At 72.8% G+C, this 12,681-nt stretch carries 14 protein-coding genes; 7 read left to right on the top strand and 7 right to left on the bottom strand.

Features of this window, described 5'->3' with window-relative positions:
* Positions 1–10 precede the first annotated feature (10 nt).
* The 4 genes from K0V08_RS10815 (at position 11) to dnaB (ending at position 3,162) form a co-directional block, all read left to right on the top strand.
* Positions 11–562, top strand: a complete 552-nt coding sequence (locus K0V08_RS10815) for a single-stranded DNA-binding protein (RefSeq protein ID WP_012039649.1) — start codon at positions 11–13, stop codon at positions 560–562.
* Positions 563–598: 36 nt separating this feature from the next.
* Positions 599–862: a 30S ribosomal protein S18 gene (gene rpsR / locus K0V08_RS10810; RefSeq protein ID WP_012039648.1), complete on the top strand. Its 264-nt coding sequence runs from the start codon at positions 599–601 to the stop codon at positions 860–862.
* A gap of 11 nt (positions 863–873) precedes the next feature.
* A complete protein-coding gene (rplI, locus tag K0V08_RS10805) occupies positions 874–1,326 on the top strand; it encodes a 50S ribosomal protein L9 (protein ID WP_012039647.1) in 453 nt (150 codons plus the stop codon).
* 456 nt (positions 1,327–1,782) lie between these two features.
* Complete coding sequence (dnaB, locus tag K0V08_RS10800; protein WP_012039646.1) at positions 1,783–3,162, top strand: replicative DNA helicase; 1,380 nt, start codon at positions 1,783–1,785, stop codon at positions 3,160–3,162.
* A gap of 109 nt (positions 3,163–3,271) precedes the next feature.
* Here dnaB and K0V08_RS10795 read toward each other — a convergent pair whose 3' ends face one another.
* The 3 genes from K0V08_RS10795 to K0V08_RS10785 form a co-directional block, all read right to left on the bottom strand.
* Positions 3,272–3,577, bottom strand: a complete 306-nt coding sequence (locus K0V08_RS10795) for a CHY zinc finger protein (RefSeq protein WP_012039645.1) — start codon at positions 3,575–3,577, stop codon at positions 3,272–3,274.
* A 154-nt stretch (positions 3,578–3,731) separates the two neighbouring features.
* Positions 3,732–5,357 carry a peptide chain release factor 3 gene (locus K0V08_RS10790; protein ID WP_079533838.1) on the bottom strand — a complete coding sequence of 542 codons (1,626 nt, stop codon included), beginning with the start codon at positions 5,355–5,357 and terminating at the stop codon, positions 3,732–3,734.
* A 48-nt stretch (positions 5,358–5,405) separates the two neighbouring features.
* Positions 5,406–5,795, bottom strand: coding sequence for a MerR family transcriptional regulator (locus K0V08_RS10785; protein WP_012039643.1), 390 nt, complete (start codon positions 5,793–5,795; stop codon positions 5,406–5,408).
* Positions 5,796–5,963: 168 nt separating this feature from the next.
* On the opposite strand from K0V08_RS10785, the gene K0V08_RS10780 reads away from it, so the two are divergent.
* On the top strand, positions 5,964–7,190 hold the full coding sequence (locus K0V08_RS10780; RefSeq protein ID WP_012039642.1) for a glycosyltransferase: 1,227 nt from the start codon (positions 5,964–5,966) through the stop codon (positions 7,188–7,190).
* A 16-nt stretch (positions 7,191–7,206) separates the two neighbouring features.
* Here the strand turns inward: K0V08_RS10780 and K0V08_RS10775 are convergent, their stop codons facing one another.
* Entirely contained in the window at positions 7,207–8,322 is a 1,116-nt protein-coding gene (locus tag K0V08_RS10775) for a glycerate kinase (protein ID WP_079533840.1), read from the bottom strand.
* Between the two features lie 90 nt (positions 8,323–8,412).
* The gene (gene ppgK, locus K0V08_RS10770) at positions 8,413–9,297 is read right to left on the bottom strand and encodes a polyphosphate--glucose phosphotransferase (RefSeq protein WP_012039640.1); all 885 of its coding nucleotides are present in this window, start codon (positions 9,295–9,297) and stop codon (positions 8,413–8,415) included.
* Positions 9,298–9,636: 339 nt separating this feature from the next.
* Here ppgK and K0V08_RS10765 point away from each other — a divergent pair, with 339 nt between their 5' ends.
* Positions 9,637–10,311, top strand: a complete 675-nt coding sequence (locus K0V08_RS10765) for an HdeD family acid-resistance protein (protein ID WP_174240065.1) — start codon at positions 9,637–9,639, stop codon at positions 10,309–10,311.
* Positions 10,312–10,313: 2 nt separating this feature from the next.
* Positions 10,314–10,583, top strand: coding sequence for a hypothetical protein (locus K0V08_RS10760; RefSeq protein WP_012039638.1), 270 nt, complete (start codon positions 10,314–10,316; stop codon positions 10,581–10,583).
* A 58-nt stretch (positions 10,584–10,641) separates the two neighbouring features.
* On the opposite strand, the gene purB is transcribed toward K0V08_RS10760, so the two are convergent.
* On the bottom strand, positions 10,642–12,024 hold the full coding sequence (gene purB, locus K0V08_RS10755; RefSeq protein ID WP_012039637.1) for an adenylosuccinate lyase: 1,383 nt from the start codon (positions 12,022–12,024) through the stop codon (positions 10,642–10,644).
* Between the two features lie 13 nt (positions 12,025–12,037).
* Positions 12,038–12,565, bottom strand: a complete 528-nt coding sequence (locus K0V08_RS10750) for a low molecular weight protein-tyrosine-phosphatase (protein WP_012039636.1) — start codon at positions 12,563–12,565, stop codon at positions 12,038–12,040.
* Between the last annotated feature and the right edge of the window lie 116 nt (positions 12,566–12,681).

Below are 12,681 nucleotides of genomic sequence, written 5' to 3'. Positions count from 1 at the left end.
GGAGTAGTCGATGGCCGGCGAAACCATCATCACGGTCGTGGGCAACCTCACCAGTGATCCGGAGCTGCGGTACACGCAGAACGGGCTGGCGGTAGCCAACTTCACCATCGCCTCCACGCCGAGGTCCTTCGACCGCGCGAGCAACGACTGGAAGGACGGCGACGCCCTCTTCCTCCGTGCGAGCGTGTGGCGCGAGTTCGCCGAGCACGTGGCGTCCTCGCTCACCAAGGGCTCGCGTGTCGTCGCGACCGGCCGCCTCAAGCAGCGGTCGTACGAGACGAAGGAGGGCGAGAAGCGCACCTCCATCGAGCTCGAGGTCGACGAGATCGGCCCCTCGCTCCGCTACGCGACCGCTCAGGTCACGCGCGCGGCCGGCGGCGGCGGCAACGGCGGCGGGGGCAACTCCGGCGGCGGTGGCCGTGGCCAGTTCGGCGGCGGACAGCCCCAGCAGCAGCAGGTGGCCGAGGAGCCGTGGGGAACCCCCGCGAGCTCGGGCGGCAACTCCGGCGGCGACGGCGGCTGGTCCAACCCCGGCAACTTCAACGACGAGACGCCCTTCTAGGGCTCGTCGCACTACGTACGAAAGACAGGAAGAATCATGGCTGGAAAGAGCAGCGGCGACCGCCGCAAGCCTCTCCGCGGAGCCAAGGGCGGCAAGAACGCCGCCCCGGCGAAGTCCATCCGCGTCGGCGTCATCGACTACAAGGATGTCGCCACCCTCCGCAAGTTCATCTCCGAGCGGGGAAAGATCCGCGCTCGTCGCATCACCGGTGTCTCGGTGCAGGAGCAGCGCCTCATCGCGCGCGCAGTCAAGAACGCGCGCGAGATGGCACTTCTCCCCTACGCCGGCTCTGGCCGTTAAGGGGTAATGGAATGTCGAAAGTGATCCTCACGACCGAGGTCTCCGGCCTCGGTTCCCCCGGAGACGTCGTCGAGGTCAAGAACGGGTTCTCCCGCAACTACCTCGTGCCCCAGGGCTTCGCGGTCATCTGGAGCCGCGGCGGCGAGAAGCAGATCGAGCAGATCAAGGCAGCGCGTGCCGCTCGCGAGCACGCGACCATCGAGGAGGCGCAGGACCTCAAGAGCCGCCTGGAGGCCAAGATCGTCAAGCTCACCGTCAAGGCCGGCCAGGGCGGGCGCCTCTTCGGCTCCGTCAAGACGTCCGACATCGCCAAGGCGGTCGAGGAGTCCGGCATCGGCCAGGTCGACAAGCGCAAGATCGAGATCCCCAACGCCATCAAGGCCACGGGGAACCACGAGGCCACGATCCGGCTCCGTGACGACATCGTCGCCACGATCAGCCTGCAGGTCGTCGCCGCGAAGTAACGCAGCACGAGATCGATGGCGGTGGGCTCCTGGAGCCCGCCGCCATCGGCGGTTAACCAGCCGGTCAGAGGCCTCTGGATCCCCAGTCCCATCCACAGGCCAGGCCCTAGCAGACGAACTCTCAAGCCCTAGTTCAGACTAGTTTTCCCACACCGGTGGGGGAAAACTCAATGCCTGGTCAGTCCGGGATTCGGACCAGAAAAATCTCAGTAGTGCACAGGCTTGTCCCCAGGTAGTCCACACGATCCCCGGCGTTTCGCCCACTTTGTCCACAGTCTCGTCCACAGGGGCATTTGGTCCTGGCAGGACCGAATCCATATCGTGGGGCAGCGCCCGTCGAACGGGTCGCAGGAGGACCCGTCAGCGGTCCGGCCGACGTCGTCTGAGCGGTGTCGGAGGTCCGAGCTAGAACGGTCGTGCGGGCGCATCCGCCCAGCCGACCGAGGGGAGCCGCACGTGTCCATCGCCCATCTGGGTCTCGCCGGCGAACGGGACGAGCGCGACAAGCGCGCCGGCCACGAGCGCACGCCGCCGCACGACCTCCTCGCCGAGCAGAGCGCCATCGGCGGCATGCTCCTCAGCAAGGACGCGGTCGCCGACGCGGTCGAGCAGGTGCGAGCGATCGACTTCTACATCCCCAAGCACGAGATCATCTTCGATGCCATCCTGTCGCTGTACTCGCACGGTGAGCCCACGGACGTCATCGCGGTCACCGACGAGCTCACCAAGCTCGGCGAGCTGAGCCGCGCGGGTGGCGCCGACTACCTCCACACCCTCACGAGCGTCGTCCCCACGGCAGCCAACGCCGGCTTCTACGCGTCCATCGTCGCCGAGAAGGCGGTGCTGCGGCGCCTGGTCGAGGCCGGCACCCGCATCGTGCAGATGGGCTACGCCAGCGAGGGCGAGGTCGTCGACCTCGTGAACAACGCGCAGGCGGAGATCTACGGCGTCACGGGCGGCGTCGAGGCGGAGGACTACGTGCCGCTCACGGACGCGGTCACGGTCGCCATCGACGAGATCGAGGCGGCCAAGGGCAAGGACGGCCAGATGACCGGCGTTCCCACGGGCTTCGCCGACCTCGACGCGCTCACCAACGGCCTGCACCCGGGCCAGCTCATCATCGTCGCCGCGCGCCCCGCGCTCGGCAAGTCGACGTTGGCGCTCGACTTCGCACGCGCCGCGAGCATCAAGTACGACATGCCGTCGATCTTCTTCAGCCTCGAGATGGGGCGCAGCGAGATCGCGATGCGCCTGCTGTCCGCCGAGGCGTCCGTGCCGCTCCAGAGCATGCGCAAGGGCACGGTGGACGCCAGGGACTGGACGACCATCGCGCAGACCCGCGGCCGCATCAACGACGCGCCGCTCTACATCGACGACAGCCCCAACATGACGCTCGTCGAGATCCGCGCAAAGTGCCGTCGGCTCAAGCAGAAGGTCGGGCTGAAGCTCGTCGTCATCGACTACCTGCAGCTCATGACGAGCGGCAAGAAGGTCGAGTCGCGACAGCAGGAGGTCTCGGAGTTCTCGCGTGCGCTCAAGCTCATGGCGAAGGAGCTGCAGGTGCCGGTCATCGCGCTCTCGCAGCTGAACCGAGGGCCGGAGCAGCGCGCCGACAAGATGCCGGCCATCTCCGACCTCCGCGAGTCCGGTTCTCTCGAGCAGGACGCCGACATGGTCATCCTGCTGCATCGCGAGAGCGCCTACGAGAAGGACAACCCGCGCGCGGGCGAGGCCGACTTCATCGTCGCCAAGCACCGCAACGGGCCGACGGGCACCATCACGGTCGGGTTCCACGGGCACTTCTCGCGCTTCGCGGACATGCCGGCGGGCGGGTAGCCGCACCAGATCGACACCGCCGACGTGGGTCGCGGGCAGCCGGTCCGGGAGCCGGCGGCATGCGGCGAGCCGCTGCTCGGGGCAGCGGGTGGGCTGCGGCTGGGCCCGATCAGGGTGCGAAGTACAGGTGGGCGTGCAGGGCGCAGCCCGGGTTGAAGGCGGCGCCGCAGCTCGGGCAGGAGTCCGCCGCCAGGTACTCGGGCACGCTCATGGTGGCGCGGCAGATGCCGCAGAGAGCGGCCGGCAGGTGGTGCTCGGAGCGGGGGATCACCTCGAGCGGGTGATCGGCGACGGCTGCATGGCAGAGGTGGCACGGGTACCACGCGTCGCAGCACGGGGCGCGGAGGGCGACGATGTCGAGCGCTGTGCCGTAGTGGACGCAGCGGGTCTCGTCGTCGATGGATGGTCCGCGCACGGGGAGCGAGGATGCGTCCCATGGCGCGGCGTCGGTGACCTCGGGGTCCCCGGACGCTGCCGCGGTTCGCGGGGCATCGTGCGCGGGAACAGCGCGTGGCGCGGCCGGCCCCGCACCGTGACCGGTCTGGGTGGTCACGCGCGGATCCCCGACATCACGCGTCGGGGAGTGCCGTCGCCGCGTCGACGAGGGTGAGCTCGGGGCTGTCGCGCTGGATCGCCTTGAGGCGCCACGGGGTGGTGATGAGGGCGATGTGGGTGCCGTCGGATCGGACCAGCACCTCGACGCCGATGGTCTTCGCGAGGGCCGGCGCGGAGGCGGCGTCGGTGATCCGGGCCACCTGGTACTCGAGCGGCTCCATGCGCAGCGGGGCGCGGAACTCGTTCGTCATGCGCTCGACGACGACCTCGAACTGCATGGGGCCGACCGCGCCGAGAACCGGGGCCTGGTCGCCACGGAGGTCGGAGCGCATCACCTGGATGACGCCCTCGTGATCCAGCTGCTCGATGCCCTTGCGGAACTGCTTGTGCGTGCTCGTGTCCTTGGAACGGACGACGCGGAAGAGCTCGGGCGCGAACTGGGGGAGGCGCGGGAAGGTGACGGGTGCGCCGTCGAACAGCGTGTCGCCCACGCGGATGTTCGACGCGTTCACGAGGCCGACGACGTCGCCCGGGTAGGCGTCGTCGACGGTGGAGCGCTCGCGGCCGAAGAGCTGCTGCGCGTACTTGGTGACGAAGGGGCGCCCGGTCTGGGCGTGCGTGACGGTCATGCCGCGGTGGAAGACGCCCGAGCAGATCCGCATGAAGGCGAGGCGGTCGCGGTGCGCGGTGTTCATCCCGGACTGCACCTTGAAGACGAAGCCGGAGAAGTCCTCCTCGACGGGACGCGTGCGGTCCTGCTCGTCGGGACGCGGCTGCGCGGCCGGGGCGATGGCGTCGAGCGCGTCGAGGATGTGGGTCACGCCGAAGTTGAGGACCGCGGCCGCGAAGAGCACGGGCGTCGTGCGGCGGGCGAGGAACGACTCCTCGTCGTGGTCCTGGCCCTCCTCGTGCAGGAGCTCGCTCTCCTCGACGGCGTTCGTCCACGCGGATCCGGCCGCGGCCAGCGCCTCGTCGGGCGACATGCGCGTCTCGGGGGCGATGCTCGCGCCGCCCGCGGTGCGCGTGAAGTGCACGCACTCGCCGGTGGAGCGGTCGACGACGCCGAAGAACGCGCCGGACTCACCGACGGGCCACGTGAGCGGCGTGGGGAGGAGACCCGTGCGCTCCTTGATCTCGTCCATGAGGTCGAGCGGCTCGCGGCCGGGGCGGTCCCACTTGTTGATGACGGTGATGATCGGGATGCGGCGCTGGCGGCACACCTCGAACAGCTTCATGGTCTGGGTCTCGAGGCCGCGGGATGCGTCGACGAGCATGATCGCGGCGTCCACCGCGGAGAGGACGCGGTAGGTGTCCTCGGAGAAGTCGGCGTGGCCGGGGGTGTCGACGACGTTCATGACGGTGTCGCGGTGGGTGAACTGGATCGCGGCGGAGCTCACCGAGATGCCGCGCTCCTTCTCCATGTCCATCCAGTCGGAGACCGTGGACTTGCGGCCCTGCTTGCCGTGCACCGCACCCGCGGATCCGATGGCGTGCGCGTGCAGCAGCAGCGCCTCCGTGAGCGTGGACTTGCCCGCGTCGGGGTGGGAGATGACGGCGAAGGTGCGACGGCGGGACGCCTCGCGCAGCACGGGAGAGGCGGAGGCCGAGGCGGGCGCGCGGGGAGGGGTGATGGTCGACACCTCCCCATGGTACGAGGCGGTGTCGGGCGAGGGATGCGCGCGGTCGGGTCAGCGGGCCCGGAGGCGGTCGAGGAACTCGTCGGCCATGGCGAGGTGCTCGGCCAGGCGGCGACGCCGCTCCTCCGCGTCGGCGACGAAGGCGGCGAGGTCCGCGCGCAGGGAGGCCACGTCGTCGCCGGGCCCGGCGGCGTCGAGGGCGTCCGTGACCTCGAGCAGGCGCACCATCTCCTCGAGCGAGAAGCCGAGCGGCTTCATCCGGCGGATGAGGAGGAGGCGCTCCAGGTCGTCGGCCGTGTAGAGGCGGAAGCCCCCGTCCGAGCGGCCGGACGGGCGCAGGAGGCCGGTCTCGTCGTAGTGGCGGAGCGTGCGGTGGGACATGCCGGTGCGCTCGGCGAGCTCGCCGATCTGCATGGTCGCGGGGCCGGCAGGTCGCGTCATGCGGGCCTCCAGACGGGTCCTCCCCGGGCGAGGGAGGGTGGACGGGTTGCGGACGGGCGACCGCATCCGTCCATTGTCGCCGATCCGGGCGCGCGGCACCTCCGGGGTCCGCACGGCGTCGCCGTCCGGACAGGGCGTGCGCGCGGAGCCGCTCGTAGGATCGGGCGCATGAGGATCGCGTTCGTCTCGCTGCACACGTCGCCGATCCAGACACCCAGCACCGGCGACGCAGGTGGGCTCAACGTCTACCTGCTGGAGCTCGCGCGGAGCCTCGGACGGCAGGGGCACGAGGTGCAGCTGATCACGCGCGCCACGGATCCGGCCGACCCGGCCGTGCTCCCCGTCGCGCCGGGCGTCGAGCTGCGGGCGCTCCGGGCGGGGCCGGTCGGCCCGCTCGCGAAGGAGGAGCTGCCCGGGATCACGGACGCCTTCGCCGCGGCGCTCGCCGCGCTGCCGCCGGCGGACGTCGTGCACGCGCACTACTGGCTGTCGGCCGTCGCCGCGCTGCCGGTCGCGCGCGCATGGGGCGTGCCGCACGTGCTGACGCTGCACTCGGTGTCCGCGGGCAAGAACCGCCGACTCGTGGCGGGGGACACCCCGGAGCCCGCCTCGCGGCTCGCGGACGAGGGGCGGCTCGTGCGCGCGTCGGACCTCGTGGTCGCGTCCGCGGAGTCGGAGAAGCGGCTGCTCGTGGAGGCCTACGACGCGGATCCCGCCGCGGTGCACGTCGTGGCGCCTGGCGTGGAGGAGGCGTTCCTACGGGAGCCGTCGGGCCGCGACGGCGGGGGGCGGGTGCGGATCGTGCTGCTCGGGCGGATCCAGCCGCTCAAGGGCCAGGACGTCGCGCTGCGAGCCCTCGCCCTGCTGGATCCCGCGACCCGGCCCCTGCTCGTGATCGCCGGCGGGGTCTCACCCGGCCGGGACGCGTACGCGGCGAGCCTGCACGCGCTCGTGCGGTCGCTCGGCCTCGAGGACGACGTCCTCTTCGCGGGCGCGCTCGACCGGGCGGCCACCGCCCGCGTCCTCGCCGGCGCGCACCTCGCGCTCATGCCGTCGGCGGCCGAGACCTACGGGCTCGTGGCGCTCGAGGCCGCCGCGTGCGGCACGCCCGTCGTCGCGGCGCGGACGGAGGGACTGGTCGACTCGGTGCGGGACGGCGTGAGCGGCGTGTTCGTGCCGACGCGGGATCCCGCCGACTGGGCCCGGGCGATCCGCGACCTGCTCGCCGACCGGCCCGCCCTCGCGCGGCTCTCGGCGTCGGCCCGGGCGTACGCGGCCAGGCGCACGTGGGACGTCGCGGCGGCGGACGTGGCGGAGGAGTACCGGGCGCTGCGGGAGCGGGGCACGTCGGGTGGCGCGGGGGGCGCGGAACCGGGCGCGGGCGCTCGGGACTGAGCCGGCCGGATCCGCCTCAGTCGCGCCACTCCTGCCCGCGCGCCAGGTCCTCCGCGGCGCGCTCGAGCCAGGTGACGGCGTCCGCGCGCGCGGCGGCGACGGATCCGGCGAGGTCGGTGAGGGAGCGCGCGGCCGCGAACCCGTCGGTGGGGGCGGCGATGGCGCCGGCCACCATGATCGCCGCGGTCCCGTGCGCCCTCGCCAGGTCGAGCACGTGCGAGGCGACCTTGCCCGTCCTCGACTGCGCGTCGAAGCGGCCCTCGCCCGTGAGCACGACGTCGGCGTCCGCGACGAGCCCGGCCAGGCCGATCGCGTCGGCCACGCCGGCGGATCCGGATCCCACGACCGCGCCCCACGCGACGAGGCCGGCCGCGGTGCCGCCCGCCGCGCCCGCACCCGGGGTGGCCGGATCCACCTGGAGCAGGCCGGCGAGGTGGGCGAGGCCCGCGCCGAGAGCGCCCACGTCCGCGGGCGTCGCGCCCTTCTGCGGGCCGTAGACGGCGGCGGCGCCGGCGGGCCCGGTGAGGGGAGCGGTGACGTCGCCGAGGATCAGCGCTCCGCCCGCCGGGAGCGCCCGGAGCCCGGTGAGGTCGACCGTCGCGACGTCCGCGAGCGCGACGCCGCCGTCGCCCACCGGGGATCCGTCCGCGCGGAGGGCCCGCGCCCCGAGCTCGCGGAGCGCGCCCATGCCGCCGTCCGTGGACGAGCTGCCGCCGAGCGCGAGGAGCAGGCGCGGGACGCCGGAGTCGAGCGCCGCCCGGATCGCGCGGCCGAAGCCGCGGGTGTGGGCGGTGAGCGGTCGGAGCGGATCCAGCAGCGTGATGCCGCTCGTCGAGGCGACCTCGACCACGCCCGTGCCGTCGGGCAGCAGGAGCCAGCGCGCGTCGACGGGCCGGTCGTCGGGTCCGGGGACGCGGACGGGCACGCGGCGCGCTCCCGGGATGGCGGCCGCGAGCACGTCGATGGTGCCCTGCCCGCCGTCGGCCATGGGCGCGATCACCACGTCGTCGCCGGGTCGTGCGCGGAGCCAGCCGCGGCGGAGGGCCTCGGCGGCCTCGACGGCGGTGGCGGATCCGGTGAGCGAGTCGGGGGACATGACGACGCGCAGCGTGCGGGGAGCGGCGGTGCTCATGACGCCAGTCTGCCGGACGTGGTCGGAGCCACGCAGCGGACCGCCGCGGCCGCGGCCGCGGCGGACCCGATCGGACGCCGCGGCGCCGGATCAGTCGGGCGCGACGCCCGCCCGGTGCGCGAGCAGCGCCGCGCCGACCAGCCCGGCGTCGTTGCCCCGGCTGGCCGCGATGATCTCGGTGTCGAGGTGCAGGAACGCCGAGAAGCGCGCGAACTCGTGCGCGGCCGCGCCGCCCACCACGATGAGGTCGGGCGACATGATCGACTCGAGGTGCCGGTAGTACCGCTCCAGTCGCGCCGCCCACGCCTCGAACGTCAGCCCCTCGCGCCGGACGGCGGAGAACGCGGCCTGCATCTCGTAGTCGCCGCCGTCGATGTGGACGTGGCCGAGCTCGCTGTTCGGGATGAGCGTGCCGTCGTGCAGCAGCGCCGTGCCGATGCCGGTGCCGAGCGTCGTGAGGATCACCAGGCCGCCGCGGCCCTGCAGCACGCCGTACTCGAGCTCCGCCACCCCGGCTGCGTCGGCGTCGTTGACGGTGAGGACGTCGATCCCGCTGCGCTCGCGGATCGCGGTGCGCGCGTCCATGCCGAGCCAGCGGTCGGAGATGTGCGCGGAGGAGCGCACGATGCCGTCTCGCACGATGCCGGGCACGCCGACGCCCACGGGCAGGTCCTCGTCGGGCGTCAGCTCCAGCACGATCTCGGCGATCACGTCCGCGATGTCCTCGGGCTCACCGCCGACGGGCTTCGCCACGGTCATGCGCTCGGTGAGCCGGATCCCCGTGGTCACGTCGACGATCCCGGCCTTGAGCGTCGTGCCGCCGATGTCGATGCCGAGGGCCAGCCGATCGCGTCGGAGGAGAGCCTCCGCGGCGCCCTCGGGGGCGGCGACGACGGCACGGTCGACGGGGATGAACCCGCCGGTCGCCCGGCCGCTCTCGGAGGCGGGCCGCGGCGCGGTCTCGGGCTGGGGCACGGCGGGGCCTCTCGGTTGCGGTTCGCGCCTCGCAGGTTGCGGGGCACCGGTTGCGCGGGTGCGCGGCGGACGGGCGCGGATCGGGCGGACCCGACCCGCGGATCCCGGGCCGTCGGCCGCGGGGCCGCCGCGGCTCAGAACGCCCGGTTCGCGTAGACGATCCCGCAGGCCACGCCCACGGCGCACACGACCGCGAGCCCGACGACCGCGCCGGCCGCCGCAGCGGCCAGACGGGGGAGGGGACTCGTCACGTGTCGAGCCTAGGCCAGCTCGCCGGGGCCGCCATCGCGGGCCCAGGCCGAGCATCCGCCCAGGAACCCACCGAGTAGGCTGGCCCGGATGGAGAGAGAGGCTGCCGTGTCCGAGGACGAGCTGACGTTCCGGGCGGCGTACTGGCCCGTGCTCCTCCTGCGCGCACTGCCCGCCCTCGCGCTCGCCGCGTTCATCACCTTCTCGACCGACCACTCGCCGTCCCTCGGCCTGGTGGCGTTCGGCGCCTTCGCGATCCTGTCCGGCCTGATCACCGCGGGCCTCGGCGCCCGGGCCCTCCGCGGTCCCGCCGCCCGCCTCCGCACGAGCGCCGTCGCGCAGGGGGCGATCACGGTCGTCGCCGGCGTCGCGGCGCTGCTCGCCAGGGATGGGGGCGTCCTCGTCCTCCTCTACGCCGTCAGCGTCTGGGCCGTCGTCACCGGGTTCCTGGAGCTCGTCGCCGGCCTGCGCTCGCGCGGCCGCGTGCCGGGCGCCACCGACGCGATCACCGCCGGAGCGCTCACCGTCGTGCTCGCCGTCGCCTTCCTCCTGGTGCCGCCGGACCTCGTCGTCCAGTACGGCGGGGTCGAGCAGCGCGAGGGCCAGCTCACCGCGCCCGTCGTGGCCGTCGGCCTCCTGGGCGCCTACGCGGCGATCGTCGGGGTCTTCCTGGTCATCGCCGCCCTGAGCTTGAAATGGGGCACCTCCACGCCCACCGCGACCTCCGCGGCGGACGCCCCCCGGACCACCGAGAGCGCGAGCTGACCGTGACTTCCAACATCCGCAAGGACCGCATGCGCCCCGCCGAGCTGCTCGGCATCGCCGCGGCCCTCGCCGCGTTCGTGGGCCTCATCGTGGGGCTCAGCACTCGGCCCGCCGACGCCCAGGGCTGGACGGTCGTCGTCGTGTTCACGGGCGTGGCCTTCATCGGCGCCCTCGTGATGCTCGCGATGCTCGCCCTGTCGTTCAAGCCGAACCGCGACGAGCTGCAGGACATGGACGAGCAGGACCACCCGGATCGGCCGACCCGGCACTGAGCCAGCGTGATCCGTTCCGGCGGGACCCTCGCCGCGGCGAGGGTCCCGCCCGACCGGCTCAGAGGATGTGGTCGACCAGCCGCGACGCCAGGCCGGCGTACCCGGCCGGGGTCAGCTCGAGCAGTCGCGCCTTCGCCTGGTCCCCGATGTCGAGCCCGGAGACGAACGCCCGCATCTCGTCGCGGCCCACGCGCTTGCCGCGCGTGAGCTCCTTGAGCACCGCGTACGGGTCGCTGATGGAGCTGCGCCCCGCGACGATCTCGGCGCGGATGACCGTCTGGATGGCCTCGCCGAGGATCTCCCAGTTGGCGTCGAGGTCGGACGCGAGCAGCGCCCGGTCGACGTCGATCTCGAGGAGACCGCGCCCGATGTTGTCGAGCGCCAGCAGCGAGTGCCCGAGCGCGACGCCGACGTTGCGCTGCGTCGTGGAGTCCGTGAGGTCGCGCTGCAGCCGGGACGTGACGAGCGTGGACGCCAGCGAGTCGAGCAGCGCGTCCGACAGCTCGAGGTTCGCCTCGGCGTTCTCGAACCGGATGGGGTTGATCTTGTGGGGCATCGTCGACGACCCGGTGGCGCCCGCCTGGGGGATCTGCCGGAAGTAGCCCATGGAGATATAGGTCCACACGTCCGTGCAGAGGTTGTGCAGGACCCGGTTGACGTGGGCGATGCGCGTGTAGAGCTCCGCCTGCCAGTCGTGCGACTCGATCTGCGTGGTGAGCGGGTTCCACACGAGGCCGAGCGACGTGACGAACGCGCGGGACTCGGCGGGCCAGTCGACGTCCGCGTCGGCGGCGAGGTGCGCCGCGAACGTGCCCGTGGCGCCGCTGAACTTGCCGAGCACCTCGACGTCCTCCACGTCGGCCCGCAGGCGCTCGAGCCGGTGCACGAACACCGCGAGCTCCTTGCCGAGCGTCGTGGGCGTGGCCGGCTGCCCGTGCGTGCGCGACAGCATGGCGTCGTCGCGGAAGAGGAGGGCCCGCTCGCGGAGCGCGCCGATGACGGAGACCAGCTTCGGGAGCCAGACCTCGCGCACGGCCCGGTCGATGACGAGCGCGTAGGAGAGGTTGTTGATGTCCTCGCTCGTGCACGCGAAGTGCGTGAGCTCGGCGACGTGCGCGAGGCCGAGCTCCTCCAGGCGGTCGCGCACGAAGTACTCGACGGCCTTCACGTCGTGCCGGGTGACGGCCTCGACGCGGGCGAGCGCGTCGATCTGCTCCTGGCCGAAGCCCGCGACGACCCCGCGCAGCGCCGCCTTCTGCGCGTCCGTGAACGGCGAGGAGGAGAGGAGCGACCGGTCGGTGAGGTGGATGAGCCACTCGATCTCGACGTGGATGCGCGCCCGGTTGAGGCCCGCCTCCGAGAGGTGCTCGCCGAGCTCGGTGACGACGGGGGCGTAGCGGCCGTCGAGTGGGCTCAGCACCTGCGGGGGCAACGGGCTCATGCGGGGGGATCTCCTAGCTGGGGGGACGGATGCCGGGCTCCACCTGCGCGAGGAGGGCCCGGGCGGCTCGCTCTATCATCCCAAGAACCCGATCGAACATCGCCGCGTCCGTGTAGTACGGGTCGGGCACGTCCCGCAGGTGGGCCTGTGGAGGATCGAACGACAGCAGCAGGTGGATCTTCGCCCGGTCCGCCTCCGTCCGCGCCCACTGGCGCAGCGTCCGCTCCTGGCCGCGGTCGAACACGACCACCAGGTCGAGGTCGGGCAGCGTGTCCGGGTCGAACTGCTTGGCGCGGTGCGCGGATCCCGACAGGCCGCGGCGCTCGAGCGCGGCGAGCGTGCGCGCGTCCGCCTGCTCGCCCACGTGCCAGTCGCCCGTCCCGGCGCTCGTCACCGAGACGCGGTCAGCGTGCCCGGCGCGCTGCACGAGGTCTCGGAAGACGACCTCCGCCATCGGGGAGCGGCAGATGTTGCCGGTGCAGACGAAGGCGATCCGGAAGACGGGTGGAGCCGTCGCGGCCGGAGAGTCGGGGGCTCCCATGCGCTCATTCTGTCGGCTGCGGTCCCTCCTCACACCTCCGGATCGCTCCTCCGTCCCCCGGATGCGGCATCCGATGGCCTGCTGTCCTCGCCCCGACGCACGATGCGGGCGGACGG

Origin of the sequence: Clavibacter michiganensis, from assembly GCF_021216655.1 — a bacterium.
Classification (GTDB): Bacteria; Actinomycetota; Actinomycetes; order Actinomycetales; family Microbacteriaceae; genus Clavibacter; species Clavibacter michiganensis.
This window is presented reverse-complemented; position numbering and strand designations above follow the sequence as displayed.

Bases quoted from the DNA above. Each gene is read 5' to 3' on its own strand.
- K0V08_RS10815 (WP_012039649.1), top strand. From the start codon at position 11: ATGGCCGGCGAAACCATCATCACGGTCGTGGGCAACCTCACCAGTGAT.
- rpsR (WP_012039648.1), top strand. From the start codon at position 599: ATGGCTGGAAAGAGCAGCGGCGACCGCCGCAAGCCTCTCCGCGGAGCC.
- rplI (WP_012039647.1), top strand. From the start codon at position 874: ATGTCGAAAGTGATCCTCACGACCGAGGTCTCCGGCCTCGGTTCCCCC.
- K0V08_RS10785 (WP_012039643.1), bottom strand. From the start codon at position 5,795: ATGACGCGACCTGCCGGCCCCGCGACCATGCAGATCGGCGAGCTCGCC.
- K0V08_RS10780 (WP_012039642.1), top strand. From the start codon at position 5,964: ATGAGGATCGCGTTCGTCTCGCTGCACACGTCGCCGATCCAGACACCC.
- K0V08_RS10775 (WP_079533840.1), bottom strand. From the start codon at position 8,322: ATGAGCACCGCCGCTCCCCGCACGCTGCGCGTCGTCATGTCCCCCGAC.
- K0V08_RS10765 (WP_174240065.1), top strand. From the start codon at position 9,637: ATGGAGAGAGAGGCTGCCGTGTCCGAGGACGAGCTGACGTTCCGGGCG.
- purB (WP_012039637.1), bottom strand. From the start codon at position 12,024: ATGAGCCCGTTGCCCCCGCAGGTGCTGAGCCCACTCGACGGCCGCTAC.
- K0V08_RS10750 (WP_012039636.1), bottom strand. From the start codon at position 12,565: ATGGGAGCCCCCGACTCTCCGGCCGCGACGGCTCCACCCGTCTTCCGG.